We start from the raw sequence: 15,914 nt of genomic DNA on the forward strand, positions 1-15,914 counted from the left end.
CTCCCAGCGTCTCAGCGTGCTGGCCGAAACGCCAAGCGCTTGCGCGGCAGCGGTGATGGACAAAAACTTGTTCATATGAGTATGACTACTCAAAAATGAATAAGTTCCAAACTAACTGTTAAAACCCCGCCGTTTGGAGGGGGCTCGGCGAGAGTGTCATGAAATCCAGTACAATCCCGTCCCCCGGATGCTTGCGTCTTGCAGTGCCGGTCTACCTCTCAAGGCACTGTCATGCAACGACTTCTTACCACCATCCTGGCTTGCCTCGGCATGACCGGGGCCCTCGCCATCGACGCCTATCTGCCCTCCATGCCGGCCATCGGCGGGGAATTCGGGGTGGGCCCGGTGGCGGTGCAGCAGACCCTCAGCATCTTCCTGTTCACCTTCGCCCTGATGATGCTGTTCTACGGGACGCTGTCCGATTCCTTCGGCCGCCGTCCGGTGATCCTGGGCGCGCTGGCGCTGTACACCTTGTCTTCGCTGGGCGCGGCCTGGGCGCCGACCCTGGGCTGGCTGCTGGTGTTCCGCGCCATCCAGGGCCTGTCGGCGGGCGCCGGCTCGGTGATCGGCCAGGCCATCGTGCAGGACCGCTTCAACGGCGCGGAAGCGCAGAAGATCATGTCGCACATCATCATGGTGTTCGGCCTGGCGCCCGCCATCGCCCCGGTGCTGGGCGGCTGGCTGCACGTGACCTTCGGCTGGCGCTCGACCTTCCTGTTCCTGGCGCTGTTCGGCGTCGCGATGATCATCCTGGTGACGCGCCTGCTGCCGGAAAGCCTGCCGCGCGAGAAGCGCCAGGTGTTCCACCCGGTGACGATCGCGCGCAACTACGCGATGGTATTGAGGGATCCGCAGTTCGTGATGCTGGCGCTGGCGCTCGGCCTGGTGTTCGGCGGCCTGTCGCTCTACATCGGCTCGGCCGCCAACTTCGTGATGGAGATCCTTGGCCTGCCGGAGACCGCCTTCGCCTGGATGTTCATCCCGCTGATCGGCGGCATGGTGATCGGTTCCGGCTGGGGCGGCAAGCGCGCGGCCAAGGCGCCGCCGGGACGCCTGCTGTGGATCGGCTACGGCGTGATGGCGGTGGGCTCGGTCATCAACGTCGGCTACAACGCACTGTTCGCGGCCAGCGTGCCGTGGGCGGTGCTGCCGCTGGGCGTGTTCACTTTCGGTCTCGCGGTCGCGATGCCGGGCATCCAGCTCGCCGCCATGGGCCTGTTCCCGCACAACCGGGGTCTCGCCGCCTCGATGGTCGGCTTCATCCAGATGATGTCGTTCGCGCTGGTCTCGGGCCTGGTGGCGCCGCTGCTGTTCGGCAGCGCCTTCAAATTGGCCTGCGGCGCGGCGATCGGCGTGCTGCTCAGCTTCATGATGTGGCGCCTGAGCCGGCGCTTCGCCGCACCAGGCGCCTGAGTGGAGGCGCGCTTGGCGCCTGAGTCCCCGTTCTTCCTGCTGCTGCGCAGCCGGCGCGCCTGGTACCGCCGGCAGTCGTTCGCGCTCTACCTGCGCTATGGCCACGTGCTCGCGGTACTGCTGGCTTTGACCGCCCCCGCGCTGATCGAGCGGCCCGAGGTGCTGGCCGAGCCGATCCTGCATGCGTGGCGCCATCCGGGCGACTTGCTGGGCAATGCGGCCTGGGCCTGCGCCTGGCTCGGCTGCGTGTTCGCGTGGGTGCGCGTGCACCGGCCCTTCATCGCGGGTGGCGCGCTGGCCACCTATGTCCGCTCATTGCCGGAGACCGTCCGCGCCGCGCCGCTGTTGGATGGGGCGATGCTGCTGGTCAGCCTGCAGATTTTCCTGGTGCCGATCGGGCTGGCCGCATGGACGATCGCGCGCGGCGGCGGCGGCGGCGCCGGCGCTGCCTTTGCCGCGTACGCGGCGGCGCTGGCCGTGCTGACGCTCGTGGTGGCGCGCCTGGCGCTGCGTGGGGCAGGGCGGCGGGCGTGGACGCCGGCGGCTGCCGCCGGTCCGGGCGGCGCGGGCTTCTTCTGCCTTGTGAAGCTGCAGTGCATCGTGCTGGCGCGCCGCCATCCGCATGCGGCCTTGCCGCGCCTGGCGCTAGCCGGCGCCATCATGGCCACCACCCTGTGGCTGGTGTTCGGCGCCGGCAAGCTGGCCGAATCCTCCAGCTTCGTGAAGGTCGGCTGCTGGCTCGCGGTCGCCGTGATGTCGGGCTTTCATTACCTGTTCTGGAGCACGCGCCAGCCGCTCGCGCCGTTTCTCGCCAGCCTGCCGCGCGGGACGCTGCGCATGGCGCTGAGCGAGCAACTGCTGGTGCTGGGCGCAACCGGCCTGCTGTTCGCCGGCGCCTGGGCCGCCTGCCTGCTGCAGGGCGCGGTGGGCAGCCCGGTGGCCGCGCAGCTGCTGCGGCATGGCGCGGCCGGCCTGGCCGTGCTGCCCGTGCTCGGCCTTCCCCTCATCCAGCGCCACCAGGATGGCATGCTGGTCAAGGTCGCGATCCTGGTCGCGAGCTTCCTTCTGCTATGAAACGATGAGTCGACCATGAAACTGCTCGAAGCCGACAAGCTCGGCGTGACGTTTTCCGGACTGGCGCTGTTTCGCGGCCTGTCGTTTTCCTTCGGGCCCGGCGCGATCGCCCTGATGGGCGAGAACGGCGCGGGGAAGTCGACCCTCTTGACCCTGCTCGCGGGCGTGCAGCCGCTGCAGGAGGGAAGAGTAGCGGTGGGCGGGCACGACCTGGCGGCGGCGCCGGTGGCCGCGCGGCGGGCACTGGCCTGGGTCCCGGACGAATCGGTGGCCTACGAATTCATGACAGGCGACGAGTTCCTGCGCATGGTGTTCGCGCTGCGCGGCAAGAGCGAGGCGCCGGCGCTGGCGGCGCTGATCGAGGGCTTCGGGATCGCGCCGCACCGCGGCAAGCGCTTCGGCCAGATGTCGCTCGGGACCCGCAAGAAGTTCATGCTCGTCAGCGGCCTGGCAAGCAGCGCGCCGGTGGTGTTGATGGACGAGCCGACCAACGGCATCGACGCCGAAGCAAAGGCGCATCTGGTGGAAACGATCCGGCACGGCAGCGCCACCCGGCTGTTCCTGTTTTCCACGCATGACGAGGACACCGTCGCGCGCTGCGGCGCCACGGTGCTGCGCCTGGCGGATTAGCGGCGGTGCTGCTTCATCGCCGAGGCGACTTCGCGCTTGGCGTCGCGGTCCTTCTCGGTGGCGCGCTTGTCGTGCTGCTTCTTGCCCTTGGCCAGGCCGATCTCGCATTTCACGCGACCGCCCTTGAAGTGCAGGTTGAGGGGAACCAGGGTATAGCCGGCACGCTCGACCTTGCCGACCAGCTTGTCCAGCTCGGCGCGGTGCAGGAGCAGCTTGCGGGTGCGCAGCGCTTCCGGATGGCTGAAGGCGGAGGCGGTGGTCAGGGCGCTGACGTGGGCGCCGAACAGGAACAGTTCGTTGTTGCGCACGACGACGTAGGCTTCCTTGATCTGGACCTTGCCTTCGCGGATGGCCTTGACTTCCCACCCCTCCAGCACGATGCCGGCCTCGTACCGGTCCTCGATGAAGTAGTCGAAAAATGCTTTTTTATTGTCAGCGATACTCATGAAATAGCGAAAATCCGCGTCTCGGTTAAACTAATGCAGTGGCGCCGATGCAAACATGACACCGTCAGTGCATGGCGCAAAATACAACTCGTCCAACATCATAACAAACGGTTGACCAATGGCAGTAGTGCACAAATCAGTTTTTCTCGGCTATAGCACGGAGCAGATGTTCGACCTCGTCGCCAAGGTCGAAGATTATCCGAAATTCCTCCCCTGGTGCGGCGGCGTGAAAGTCCTGGAACGCAGCCAGGACAAGCTGGTCGCCTGCCTGCAAATCAATTTCCACGGCGTAAAACAAAGCTTCACCACCTCCAACCACAACCAGCGTCCGACCCAGATGAAGATGCACCTGGTCGACGGTCCCTTCAAGATGATGGAAGGGACCTGGAGCTTCAAGGCCCTGCGCGAAGACGCCTGCAAGATCGATTTCGATTTGCAGTATGAATTCTCGAGCATCATCCTGGAACAGATCATCGGCCCGGTGTTCGGCATGATCGCCAACAGCATGGTCGATTCCTTCTGCAAGCGCGCCGAGGCCGTCTATGGCTGAGATGCTGGCGGTCACGGTCTGCTATGCGAGCGACAAGTTCGAATACCTGCACCCGATGCAGGTGCGCGAGGGCACGACCATCGGCGAGGCCATCGAGATGAGCGGCGTGCTGCAGGCGCATCCGGAAATCAACCTCAGCACCCAGCCGGTTGGTATTTACGCAAGGAAGAAGACCCTGGACACAGTGCTGCGCGCACGCGACCGCATTGAAATCTACCGTCCGCTGGTGGCCGATCCGAAGGATTCGCGGCGCAAGCGCGCGGCAAAACGCGAAGGCGGGGCGGCGCCCGCGGCGTGATCGCATGACTGGATTTCCCAGAATCCAGAGAAATTGCGACTCGGGAAAATAAAGCGGCATTTTCGCGGTATCATACGGCTGAGCTCGCGAACCGCAACGGACGGCCCGGCGCCGCGGCTCGCTAGCGCGCAGCAACCGGCCCGGCCGGATGCGGACTGCGCCGGAGCCATCCTGCCGTCCGCCTTTCCCTTCCCGCATGCTGAGTACCGTAAGTCTGTTTTTGGTCACCACCGCCTTGTCGGTGGTCATGTTGCTCGTGCTGTCGTCCCTGGCCGGCACCAAGGTGGCCGGCATCCGCGCATGGGGGCAGGCCAACGGCCTGGCTGTCATTTCCCTGTTGCTGTTCGCCTCGCGCGGCATCTTTCCCGATGTTCTGAGCCTGGAGCTCGCCAATGCGCTGCTGCTGGCGACGATCGCCCTGATGCATGCGGGTTTCTGCCATCACCTGGGCCGGCCCGTGCCGCTGCGCAGGCTGGTCGCCGGCGCCGTCGCCGCCTTTTGCGGACTGGTGTATTTTCATCACGTGCACGAGTCCCTCTCGCTGCGCATCACCTCGGTCTCGGTCTACCATGCGTCCGTGTGCTTCGCCATCTACCGCAGCGTTCCCGTCGCGCGCGACCGGCGCCTGCGCTATCCCTTCGCGTTCACCCGGATCACCGCGCTGGTGCTTGCTTGCGGCCATGCCTTCCGCGGCGCCTTTTATGCGCTGGACGCCTGGGAGCCGGTGCTGCTGGTGGCGCCCGACACCATCAACCTGGTCTTCGTCGCCCTCGGCACGCTGGCGATGCCGGCGCTGACGCTGGGCGCGGTGATGATGGCGAACGGCCGCGCGCTGTCGGACGCCGCCTATGCGGCCGACCACGACCACCTGACCGGCGCGCCCTCGCGACGCGCTTTCTTCGACGTCGCCGAGCGCGAGCTGGCGCGGGCCCAACGCAAGGGAAGCGGCCTCGGCTTGCTGCTGGTCGACGCCGACCATTTCAAGCGCATCAACGATACCTTCGGACATGGCGTCGGCGACCAGGTGCTGCGCGACCTGGTGCGGCGCACGCAGGAGGTGATCCGCAAGATCGACTATTGCGCCAGGCTCGGCGGGGAAGAGTTCGCGGTGCTGCTGCCCGATGCCAGCCCCGAGACGGCAAGCATGGTGGCCGAACGCCTGCGCAGGGCGCTCGACCGGTCGGCGCCCGCCACGAATCCGTCCGGCGGGCCGGCCTACACCGTGAGCATCGGCCTGGCCATGCTGGAGCCTGACGAGAGTTTCGCGAGCCTGATGCAGCGCGCCGACAAGGCCTTGTATGCGGCCAAGGCGGGCGGGCGCAACCGGGTGGTCAGCGCAGTCGGGCTGGCCGGTGGCGACAAGGGCTGAGCGGCAACGCCGTCAGCGGCATTCGGACAGGATCTTGTTGGCGCGCGCCAGTTGCGCGGCGCGTTCCTCGTCGCTGGCGAAGCGGCGCTCGCCCTGCGGGTCGACATTGCCGATGCGGATGCCGGACTCGACCTGGGCGCGGGCGGTGCGGGCCCATTCGCAGCGCTGTTCGACGTCGCGCTGGCGATCCGCCTGTTGTGCATTCTTCTTGTCCTGTTCCTCGCGTTCCTTCATCCGCTTGCGGTAGTCGGCTTCGCGCGCCGCCCAGCCCGGCGCTGGCTTGGTTTCAGCGGGCGCAGCGGCGGGAGGTTCCGCGGCGGGAGCGGCGTAGGCGCGGCCTGGCGCTTTCAGGATCTTGCTCGGCGGAGTCGATGGCGGCGGCGGGCGGTCGGAGAACTGGCGCACGCCGTTCTCGCCAATCCAGGAATATTGGGCCTGGGCCAGGCTGCTGCCCAGGAGCAGGGCAGAGGCGGCAAAGAGGCGGAGCAGGGCGGTCGGATGCGGCATAAAGTTTTCCTCAGGTAACGAACGGATTTCGCCACGGCAGCGTTGCGCTGTCAATTGTGGATGAGCTCCCCAGGCCATTTTTAGGCATGGCTGCGACAGTTTTTTGTACTTTCTGTATAATTCACTTTTGCGCCTATAGGAAAGTACTATGCGTCTCCTCCAAAAAGCACTCACGTTCGATGACGTGCTGCTCGTCCCGGCCTACTCCAATGTTCTTCCGGCCGAAACTTCCCTTCGCACCAAACTGACCCGGAATATCACGCTGAATATCCCGCTGCTGTCGGCTGCGATGGATACCGTGACCGAAGCACGCCTCGCGATCGCGATGGCGCAGGAGGGGGGCATCGGCATCATCCACAAGAACCTTCGCCCGGCCGACCAGGCGCGCGAAGTGGCGCGCGTCAAGCGCTACGAATCGGGCGTGCTGCGCGACCCGATCACCATTCCTCCGACCATGAAGATCCGCGAAGTGCTGGCGCTGTCGCAACAGCACGGCATCAGCGGCTTCCCGGTGGTCGAGGGCAAGCAGGTGGTCGGCATCATCACCAACCGCGACCTGCGTTTCGAGGAAGACCTGGACGCCGAGGCGCGCGCCAAGATGACCCCGCGCGCGGACCTGGTGACCGTCAAGGAAGACGCCGACCTGTCCGAAGCCAAGCGCCTGATGAACAAGCACCGCCTCGAGCGCGTGCTGGTCGTCAACGACGAATTCGAATTGCGCGGCCTGATCACCGTCAAGGACATCCAGAAGTCGCACGAGCACCCGCTGGCCTCCAAGGATTCGCAGGGCAAGCTGCTGGTCGGCGCCGCCGTCGGCGTCGGCGCCCGTGACGAAGAGCGCATCGAGCTGCTGGTCGCGGCGGGCGTGGACGTGCTGGTGGTCGACACCGCCCACGGCCACTCGCAGGGCATCCTGGACCGCGTGAAATGGATCAAGGACCGTTACCCGCACGTCGACGTCATCGGAGGCAACATCGCCACCGCGGCGGCCGCGAAGGCGCTGGTCGAGAGCGGCGCGGATGCGGTGAAAGTCGGCATCGGCCCGGGTTCGATCTGCACCACCCGCATCGTCGCCGGCGTCGGCGTGCCGCAGATCACCGCGATCTCGAATGTGGCCAAGGCGCTGGAAGGCACCGGCGTGCCCTGCATCGCCGACGGCGGCATCCGCTTCTCGGGCGACATCTCGAAGGCCCTCGCTGCCGGCGCCCACACCGTCATGATGGGCAGCATGTTCGCCGGCACCGACGAGGCGCCGGGCGAGACCATCCTGTACCAGGGCCGCAGCTATAAATCCTACCGCGGCATGGGCAGCCTGGGCGCGATGGCCGAAGGCTCGGCCGACCGCTACTTCCAGGAAGCATCCGCCAAGGCCGACAAGTTTGTCCCGGAAGGCATCGAAGGCCGCGTCGCCTACAAGGGCAGCGTGCTGGCGATCATCTTCCAGCTGGTCGGCGGCGTGCGCCAGTCGATGGGTTACTGCGGCTGCGCCACCATCGAGGAATTGCGCGAGAAGGCGGAATTCGTCGAGATCACCTCGGCCGGCATGCGCGAATCCCACGTGCACGACGTGCAGATCACCAAGGAAGCGCCGAACTACCGCTCCGAGTAAGACAGTCCACGAAACGCGGCCGGCAGTGGCCGCGTTTTTGCATGACCCCGATTCATTTCCTATCGTTGCCCTCCACATGCATTCCAAAATCCTCATTCTCGACTTCGGTTCCCAGGTTACCCAGCTGATCGCCCGCCGCGTGCGCGACGCCGGCGTGTTCTCCGAGGTCTACCCCTACGACGTCAGCGACGAATTCGTCCGCAACTACGGCGCCTCCGGCATCATCCTCTCGGGCAGCCACAACTCGACCCTCGAAGGCGACTCGCCGCGCGCCCCGCAAGCCGCATTCGAAGCCGGCGTGCCGGTGCTGGGCATCTGCTACGGCATGCAGACCATGGCCGCCCAGCTCGGCGGCAAGGTCGAGAACGGCAAGGTGCGCGAGTTCGGCTACGCCGAGGTGCGCGCGCGCGGCCATACGGCGCTGTTCAACGGCATCAACGACTTCGTGACCGACGAAGGCCACGGCATGCTGCGCGTCTGGATGAGCCACGGCGACAAGGTGCTGGACATGCCGCCGGGCTTCAAGCTGATGGGCTCGACCGACAGCTGCCCGATCGCCGCCATGGCCGACGAAGAGCGCCGCTTCTACGCGCTGCAGTTCCACCCGGAAGTGACCCACACGACCCAGGGCGAAGCCATCATCGGCCGCTTCGTGCACGAGATCTGCGGCTGCAAGTCGGACTGGAACATGCCGGACTATATCGGCGAAGCGGTGCAGAAGATCCGCGAACAGGTGGGCACCGATGAAGTCATCCTCGGCCTGTCGGGCGGCGTCGATTCGAGCGTGGCCGCGGCCTTGATCCACCGCGCCATCGGCGACCAGCTGACCTGCGTGTTCGTCGACCATGGCCTGCTGCGCAAGGACGAGGGCAAGATGGTGATGGACATGTTCTCGAAAAACCTCGGCGTGAAGGTGCTGCGCATCGACGCCGAAGCCCAGTTCATGGGGCATCTTGCCGGCGTGACCGATCCGGAGCAGAAGCGCAAGATCATTGGCCGCGAGTTTGTCGAGGTGTTCCAGGTCGAGGCGGGCAAGCTGACCAATGCGAAGTGGCTGGCGCAGGGCACCATTTATCCGGACGTGATCGAGTCGGCCGGCAAGGGCAAGAAGGGGCAGACGATCAAGAGCCACCACAATGTGGGCGGGCTGCCGGAGACACTGAACCTCAAGCTGCTGGAGCCGCTGCGCGAGCTGTTCAAGGATGAGGTGCGCAAGCTGGGCGTCGCGCTCGGCCTGCCGCATGACATGGTGTATCGTCATCCGTTCCCGGGTCCGGGGCTGGGCGTGCGTATCCTGGGTGAGGTGAAGAAGGAGTATGCGGATCTGCTGCGCGAAGCGGATGCGATCTTCATCGAAGAGCTGCGTAATACGCCGTTCGACTTGCCGGCCGTTGCCGGGATCGATCCGGGCAAGGCGCCGGTGAACTGGTATGAGGCGACCAGCCAGGCGTTTGCCGTGTTCCTGCCGGTGAAGTCGGTGGGGGTGATGGGCGATGGCCGTACCTATGAATACGTGGTTGCGCTGCGCGCGGTGCAGACGCTGGACTTCATGACGGCGCAGTGGGCGCATTTGCCGCATTCGCTGCTGGGCAAGGTGTCCAATCGCATCATTAACGAAGTCCGCGGTCTGAACCGGGTGGTGTATGACATTTCGGGTAAGCCGCCAGCGACGATCGAGTGGGAATAAGCGCAATAAGATAGCTCGCTGATTCGAAATAGAAATCAGGTAAGCCATTGACTCTTCCTCTTGAGTGGTCAATGGCTTTTTTTCATCGAAGCTCGATCACAATCGCCAATCCGTTCAGGCACGCGCTTTGCCTTCAACACTCATCACTCGCTGTGTACCGTCATGGTCCAATTCACTTTTAACGATATCGATACAGGCGCACGCCTGGTCGAGGCTTTAACGCGTCAGGCGACCTCACTGCCTGGCATGACCATTACCTATGTCGATCTGCTCACGCTGGCGCGTTCCCTGCATCCAAAGGACGACGTGCTTGGACGTGCAGTACCGATAGGCATCGGTCCCAAGCTCCAGTTCGTGGAAAGCTTTTGCGCCATGCACGGCTATCCCAATCTGGCATGCCTGGCGGTGAGCAGGGAAACCATGCGGCCGGCGTCGGGTTACCAGGGCGACTGGGAAGCCGACAGGCGCGCCGTCGCCGATGTCGACTGGTCGGTAACCGATGCGCAGCTGGCGACGTACCTGGAAGCAATGCGCGCCAAGGTCCCGCCCCGTTTCAAGCCGCGCAAGGAGCGGCCCGCGGACGTGGCGTGGTATGCCTATTTCTGTTCGCACCGGGCAGCCTGCGAGAAGCTCACCGCGGAGGACAAGCAAGAGATCATCAACCAGATGATGGCGGGACTCGACCCCGAGACGGCGCTCGGGCGCGTGCTGGCTGCGAAGCAGGAATTCGGTGACGCCGCCTAGTGGGAGGCTCGATGCATGGATCCGTCCTCCAGGAGAAACGAACGCATACCATCTATTTCGCAGGCATATTACTGGTACGCACCCAGACGAAGGCGCAGACCGCCGCAGCAGCGGCACTCGCAGCACACACCACCAGCGCCGCATGGAACGGCCCCAGCAAAGCGCGCCCCTGCGCAGTGAGCACCACGCCCAGCAAGGCCGTCGCAATCAAGCCGCCCCCACGTGCAACCGCGCTGTTGAAACCGGAAGCGATCCCGGTATGGCGCTCGTCGACCGACGACAGCACCGCCGTGGTCAACGGCGCGGCCACGCAAGCCATGCCGAGCGCGATCGTCAGCATCGCCGGCAGCACCGTCGTCATATAGCTGCCAGTCCCGATGCGCAGCGCCAGCAGGAAGCCGCCAGCCACGATCAGCGAACCGATGGAGAGCGGCAGGCGCGAGCCGTGGCTGGCGGCCACGCGGCCCATGAGTGGCGATGCAAATGCAAGCACGATCGGGAAGGGCAGCAGCGCCGCTCCGGCCTCCTTGGCCGAGTAGTCCAGCGCCTGGATCAGCACGAAGGGCACCAGCAGCATCAGGGCGCCGAGCGCGCCGTACAGCAGGAAAGTCATCAGGTTTAGCCCGGAAAACCCGCTCGCGGCGAACAGCTTCATGGGCAGCATGGCGCGCTCGCCGGCGCGCCGCTCGATCCACAGGAAGGCGGCCAGGATCGCGACGCCGGCCGCCAGCGCGATTCCCGCCCACGTGGTCAGCTGTTTTTCGGCCGATGCCTCGGCCAGGCCCCAGGTCAGGCAGGCAAGCCCCAGGCTGGCGAGCACGGCGCCGAGTGGATCGAGCGGAGTCGGCTTGCTTCCCTTCTTCAGCGTCACGAAGCGCCATGCCATGAACATGGCCAGCGCTGCGATCGGCAGATTGATGGTGAAGATCGCGCGCCAGCCCACGGCATCGATCAGCCAGCCGCCCAGCAAGGGTCCGATGGCCCCGGCCGCGGCGCCGGCTGCGGCCCAGATGCCGACGGCCCGGCCACGCTTTTTGCCTTCGAAGGTGGCGCTGAGGATGGCCAGGCTGTTCGGCAGCACCAGCGCGGCGCCCATGCCTTGCAGCACCCTCCCGGCGACCAGCAGCGATAGTTGTGGCGCCCACGCGCACAGCAGCGCGGCCAGCGCGAACACGGCGATGCCGGCCAGGAGCATGCGCTTGCGCCCGTAGTGGTCGCCCAGCGCACCGCCCAGCAACAGCAGTGAACTGAGCGGAAGCAGGTAGCCGTTGATCACCCAGGACAGGTCGGCGCCCCGGCCCGCCAGGTCCTGTCCGATCGCCGACAGGCCGACGTTGACCACCGAACCGTCGATGAACGCCAGGCTGCTTGCCAGGATCGAGGTGCACAGCACCAGGGTCGGATGAGCCGGCGCCTCGGCCTGGGCCGGCGCGGGGCCGGCGGCAAGCGCGCGGTCGCAGTCACTGGGTAGGGTGCTCACGCGCGGGTCTCTGGGGGATTCGATGGCAGCATGCCGGCATCTTGCTGAACCGCTGTGCGGGCGTCTGTTCGCATGCGCACACATCCGTCGTTCAGATCCACGGCGGACTAGCCGTGCGACCGCCTGCTGCCGGAGCCGCGATAATGCCTATGAACATGGGCTTGCTATCGAAGCCGGCCCGCCAGCCACGACGAGGGATGGAATGAAGCTCGATGCAAGGCATTTCCGCGTGCCCGAGGGACGCAAACCGGACCTGCGCGCCATGCCCACCGAGGTGGATCGGGTGTACCGGTCGAAGAAGCACTACCGCGCCATCCTCGAAAAACGCGTCGCCCGCCTGAGCGCGCAGCAGGAAATGCTGTTCGCATCGAACAGCCACGCGATCCTGCTGATCTTCCAGGCGATGGACGCGGCGGGCAAGGATGGCGCCATCAAGCACGTGATGTCGGGCGTGAACCCGCAAGGCTGCCAGGTCCACAGCTTCAAGCACCCGTCGCCCGCGGAACTCGAGCACGATTTCCTCTGGCGCAGCAATCTACACCTTCCCGCGCGCGGCCACATCGGCATCTTCAACCGCTCCTACTACGAAGAGGTGCTGATCGCGCGCGTGCATCCGGAGATCCTGCGCGCCGAGGGTTTGCCGTGCGCCGCTCCCGACAAGACGATCTGGCGCGAACGCTTCCGCTCGATCCGCAACCTGGAGCGGCACCTGGTCGCGAATGGCACCCGGATCATCAAGTTCTTCCTCCACATCTCGCCGGAAGAGCAGAAGAAGCGCCTGCTTCGCCGGATCGAGGATCCGGAGAAGAACTGGAAATTCGACCTGGCCGACCTGCGGGAACGCGCATTCTGGGACGACTACCGGCAGGCCTACGAGGAGTGCATCGGCAGCACCAGCACGCGCGCCGCGCCCTGGTACGTGGTGCCGGCCGACGACAAGAAGAATGCGCGGCTGATCGTGTCGCGGATCCTGCTCGAGTCACTGCAGGAACTCGATCTCGCCTACCCCCTGGCGAGCCCCGAACGGCGCAAGGAGCTGCAGGCGATCCGCGAACGCCTGCTCGGCTAGCCCGGGCGCGGGCTGGTCAGCGGAACAGGGCTTCCCATCCGGCGCGGGGCGACATGTCGGCCAGGTTCCACTCGGCCGGGTCGAACGGGCGCCGTGCCGGGGCGTAGGCCGGATAGCCGCTCGATTGCGCTTCCGAATCGACGATGTGGCCGCGTCCTTCGGCGACGTCGGAAATGATCTTGAAGTCGACCGGGTCGCGCGCCCACGGCCGCATGCCGGCGCTCGCGTACATCGCGTTTTCCAGCCGCGCCGCCGGCAGGGCCTGGAGGCCGGGCGGAAGGTAGGGCTCCCCGGCCTCGAGGATGCGCGCCCCGGACGCCGTATAGCTGCCGGTCTGCGGCATCGGCTTGCCGTTCGCATCGAGCGCCAGGTTGTCGCGCAGGTAGAGGCTGACGTCGCCGGCGCCGCCCAGGCTGAACAGCGGCACGCCCGGCCGCGAATCGTCACCGCCGCGCACCACGTTCCCGACCAGCGTCACGACGCCGACCTGCGGCGCATGATCGCCCCACTCGTGCGCGATCAGGTTGTAGTGCATCGCCCTGGCGCCGAAGTCGTGCACCAGGTTGTTCACCACCGCTACCTTCGCGCCGCCCTTGATCAGGGGATTGCGTTCGTGGTTGGCGTTGTACAGGTTGCCGTAGATGAGCACCTGGCTGGCATTGTCGTGCACCAGCGTGCCCTTCGAATGCTCGCCCTTCTTGTGGGTCGAGTCGCGCAGTCCTTCGGCCACGATGTTGTGGCTGAAGGTGACGCGGCGCGAGGTCCCCTGGCGCCATTCCTCGGGGTTCGCGCCCTTGAAGCGCGGGCCGGAGGCGGACAGGTTTTCGTCGGTGGCCCAGCTGAAGCTGCAATGGTCGATGATGACGTTGTCCGCCGCGCTGGTGGACAGGCCGTCGGCTTCCCAGCCGCTCTTCTTCGCGCGTCCGGCCTCGCCCGGCCGCACCGCGATATGCTGCACGATTACGTCGTGGGTGGCGACCGAGAATTCGCCGCGGATGAAGGTGATGCCGGGACCGGGCGCGGTCTGTCCCGCGATCGTGAGGTAGGGCTCCCGGATGCGGATGCTGGCGCCCTGCAGGTCGATCACGCCGCCGACCTCGAACACCACGATGCGCGGGCCGCTTGCAGCGACCGCTTCCGCGAACGAACCTGCGCCGGACGCGTTCAGGTTGGTCACCCGCACGATCCTGCCGCCCGCGCCGCCGCGCGTGTCGGCCCAGCCCCTGACATCGATGCCGCCGCGCGACATCCCGGACATGCCGGCCGGCGCGTCGGCGGCGAGGGCGCCCGCGCTCCAGCACAGCATCGTCAGCACAGCCACCCGCATCCAGCCCGGCGTCGAACCCCGCATCCTCGTCTCCCGTCTTGTCTTGTAATGCAAAAATGATGGCACAGCCTAGGTTCCCGGCTGGACGTAGGGCACCTTGGCGAACAGCCGCCGCTCGGCGCCGCGCGGGTCGTCCTCCATGCGCGGCGGGACGTCGAAGACCATGGTCTGGCGGCGCGCCAGGTCGTAGGGTTCCCAGCGCGGCAGCGCGCTGGCTGACGGCACGCCGGTCCTGGCGAAGGCGATGAAGGCATCGCTCATCATGTCGGCCATGGCCTGCGCCTGCGGCCCGATGGCGGTGGCGCCGGGCTTGGCGATGTTGTCGAACACCAGCTGGATATCGGACGCATGCGGCGCGCCGAACCTGCCGCCGTCTTTCGGCGTCGCCCAGTCCAGCTGGTAGACGAAGGCCGGGCTGCCGCTGCGCGCGCGCTCCTCGGCTTCGATGATCGCGCCGCGCCACGAGCGTGACGCGGTCGTGATCTTGAAGAACAGGTCGCTCGGCGACAGCGCCGGATACAGCTTGCGATACGCCGCGATCACCGCCTCGGGCTGGACATCGACGCGCATATTGGGCGCCAGCCTGGCGGGCAGCTGCTCCCAGGTGAGGGCGAAATTGGCCGGATCGCCGCCCAGGAAGGCGCGCGTCTCGTCGTGCGTATTCCCGATCATCATGGGGATGCCGGCCGACTGGCCCGGGGCGTCCGGATAGAAGGGATGGCGCGGCAGGTTGCGCTCGTCGAGCACCGGCGCGAACGAGACGCCGCCGAAGGGCAGCACCGGGTCGCGCGTGCCGAGTACTTCGACGATCCTCTGGAAAGGGAGGGACCGGATCTCGCCGGCCCTGGCGGCCGGCAGCTTCAGCGCGTCGAGCAGGGCCTGGGCGCGCAGGGTGGCGTTCAGCGGTCCGCTGGCCGTGACCTGCTGGCCGCTCATGGTGGCGGCGCGATGAAACAGGCCGGCGGCCGCCGGCATCGCCATCAGGGTCGCGATCTTGGCGCCGCCGCCGGACTGGCCGAACACGGTCACGTTGCCTGGGTCGCCGCCGAATTCCGCGATGTTGTCGCGCACCCAGCGCAGCGCCAGGATCAGGTCGAGCTGGCCGGCGTTGCCGGAATCGGCGAACATGCCGTCGCCGAAGCGCGCCAGGTACAGGTAGCCGAAGGCGTTGAGGCGATGGTTCACCGTCACCACGACGACGTCGCCGCGGCGGCACAGGCGCACGCCGTCGTACAGCGGGCTCGAGCCGGAGCCGTTGTTGTAGGCGCCGCCGTGAATGTAGACCATGACCGGGCGCTTGCCGCGGTCGCGCAGGGCAGGGGACCAGACGTTCAGGAACAGGCAGTCTTCACTGACCGCGTCCTCGCGGCTGATCTGCGGGCAGGACGGGCCGTATCCCAGCGCGTCCACGACGCCGTCCCAGGCTTGCGGCGGCAGCGGCGCCATGAAACGCCGCACGCAGGTAGAGGCGCCGTAGCGCACACCCTTGAACACGTTGATGCCGTTGTCGCGGTAGCCGCGGATCCGTCCGTGCCGGGTCGTCGCCAGCGGCGACTCGCCTTGCGCGGCGTGGGCGCCGGCGCCCAGCAGGGTGGAAGCGAGGAAGATGGATTGCTGGAGGAAGGTGCGGCGTCGCGGTTCGGTCATGGAGGGCGTGACGATATTGGGCAGGATTTCCGTATGGTAGCCCACTCGCCGCCATCGCAGGACG

At 66.5% G+C, this 15,914-nt stretch carries 15 protein-coding genes; 10 read left to right on the forward strand and 5 right to left on the reverse strand.

The annotated features are described in order from the left end of the window. Positions 1-231: 231 nt before the first annotated feature. From LQ564_RS21955 to LQ564_RS21965, 3 genes are read left to right on the forward strand one after another with little or no spacing between them, the layout of a single operon-like run. Positions 232-1,413 carry a multidrug effflux MFS transporter gene (locus LQ564_RS21955; RefSeq protein ID WP_231060246.1) on the forward strand — a complete coding sequence of 394 codons (1,182 nt, stop codon included), beginning with the start codon at positions 232-234 and terminating at the stop codon, positions 1,411-1,413. A 12-nt stretch (positions 1,414-1,425) separates the two neighbouring features. Further along, positions 1,426-2,487, forward strand: coding sequence for a hypothetical protein (locus LQ564_RS21960; RefSeq protein WP_231060247.1), 1,062 nt, complete (start codon positions 1,426-1,428; stop codon positions 2,485-2,487). Positions 2,488-2,502: 15 nt separating this feature from the next. Continuing rightward, positions 2,503-3,117 (forward strand): ABC transporter ATP-binding protein, encoded by a 615-nt coding sequence (locus tag LQ564_RS21965; RefSeq protein ID WP_231060248.1) that lies wholly within the window; start codon positions 2,503-2,505, stop codon positions 3,115-3,117. Here LQ564_RS21965 and smpB read toward each other — a convergent pair. Then, a complete protein-coding gene (gene smpB, locus LQ564_RS21970; RefSeq protein ID WP_231060249.1) occupies positions 3,114-3,563 on the reverse strand; it encodes an SsrA-binding protein SmpB in 450 nt (149 codons plus the stop codon). The two genes, LQ564_RS21965 and smpB, sit on opposite strands and share 4 nt — an antisense overlap. Before the next feature lie 118 nt (positions 3,564-3,681). Between smpB and LQ564_RS21975 the strand changes: the two genes are divergently transcribed. The 3 genes from LQ564_RS21975 (at position 3,682) to LQ564_RS21985 (ending at position 5,780) form a co-directional block, all read left to right on the forward strand. Next, positions 3,682-4,113: a type II toxin-antitoxin system RatA family toxin gene (locus tag LQ564_RS21975; RefSeq protein WP_231060250.1), complete on the forward strand. Its 432-nt coding sequence runs from the start codon at positions 3,682-3,684 to the stop codon at positions 4,111-4,113. Beyond that, complete coding sequence (locus tag LQ564_RS21980; RefSeq protein WP_231060251.1) at positions 4,106-4,411, forward strand: RnfH family protein; 306 nt, start codon at positions 4,106-4,108, stop codon at positions 4,409-4,411. The genes LQ564_RS21975 and LQ564_RS21980 overlap by 8 nt, the downstream gene beginning before the upstream one ends. 247 nt (positions 4,412-4,658) lie before the next feature. Then, positions 4,659-5,780, forward strand: coding sequence for a GGDEF domain-containing protein (locus LQ564_RS21985; RefSeq protein WP_231060252.1), 1,122 nt, complete (start codon positions 4,659-4,661; stop codon positions 5,778-5,780). Positions 5,781-5,792: 12 nt separating this feature from the next. Here LQ564_RS21985 and LQ564_RS21990 read toward each other — a convergent pair whose 3' ends face one another. Then, positions 5,793-6,287, reverse strand: coding sequence for a DUF4124 domain-containing protein (locus LQ564_RS21990; protein WP_231060253.1), 495 nt, complete (start codon positions 6,285-6,287; stop codon positions 5,793-5,795). Positions 6,288-6,435: 148 nt separating this feature from the next. Here LQ564_RS21990 and guaB point away from each other — a divergent pair, with 148 nt between their 5' ends. From guaB to LQ564_RS22005, 3 genes are all read left to right on the forward strand, one after another. After that, positions 6,436-7,896, forward strand: a complete 1,461-nt coding sequence (guaB, locus tag LQ564_RS21995; RefSeq protein ID WP_231060254.1) for an IMP dehydrogenase — start codon at positions 6,436-6,438, stop codon at positions 7,894-7,896. A 76-nt stretch (positions 7,897-7,972) separates the two neighbouring features. Next, entirely contained in the window at positions 7,973-9,583 is a 1,611-nt protein-coding gene (gene guaA / locus LQ564_RS22000; protein ID WP_231060255.1) for a glutamine-hydrolyzing GMP synthase, read from the forward strand. A 246-nt stretch (positions 9,584-9,829) separates the two neighbouring features. Continuing rightward, entirely contained in the window at positions 9,830-10,327 is a 498-nt protein-coding gene (locus LQ564_RS22005; protein ID WP_231060256.1) for a hypothetical protein, read from the forward strand. 52 nt (positions 10,328-10,379) lie between these two features. On the opposite strand, the gene LQ564_RS22010 is transcribed toward LQ564_RS22005, so the two are convergent. Then, positions 10,380-11,807 (reverse strand): MFS transporter, encoded by a 1,428-nt coding sequence (locus LQ564_RS22010; RefSeq protein WP_231060257.1) that lies wholly within the window; start codon positions 11,805-11,807, stop codon positions 10,380-10,382. A 202-nt stretch (positions 11,808-12,009) separates the two neighbouring features. Here LQ564_RS22010 and LQ564_RS22015 point away from each other — a divergent pair, with 202 nt between their 5' ends. Beyond that, positions 12,010-12,876, forward strand: a complete 867-nt coding sequence (locus LQ564_RS22015) for an ADP-polyphosphate phosphotransferase (protein ID WP_231060258.1) — start codon at positions 12,010-12,012, stop codon at positions 12,874-12,876. Positions 12,877-12,892: 16 nt separating this feature from the next. On the opposite strand, the gene LQ564_RS22020 is transcribed toward LQ564_RS22015, so the two are convergent. Next, positions 12,893-14,227: a pectate lyase family protein gene (locus LQ564_RS22020; RefSeq protein ID WP_231060259.1), complete on the reverse strand. Its 1,335-nt coding sequence runs from the start codon at positions 14,225-14,227 to the stop codon at positions 12,893-12,895. Positions 14,228-14,272: 45 nt separating this feature from the next. Continuing rightward, complete coding sequence (locus LQ564_RS22025; RefSeq protein ID WP_231060260.1) at positions 14,273-15,850, reverse strand: carboxylesterase/lipase family protein; 1,578 nt, start codon at positions 15,848-15,850, stop codon at positions 14,273-14,275. Between the last annotated feature and the right edge of the window lie 64 nt (positions 15,851-15,914).

It is taken from the genome of Massilia phyllostachyos, assembly GCF_021044825.1.
In the GTDB taxonomy this organism is placed as follows: Bacteria; Pseudomonadota; Gammaproteobacteria; order Burkholderiales; family Burkholderiaceae_D; genus Telluria; species Telluria phyllostachyos.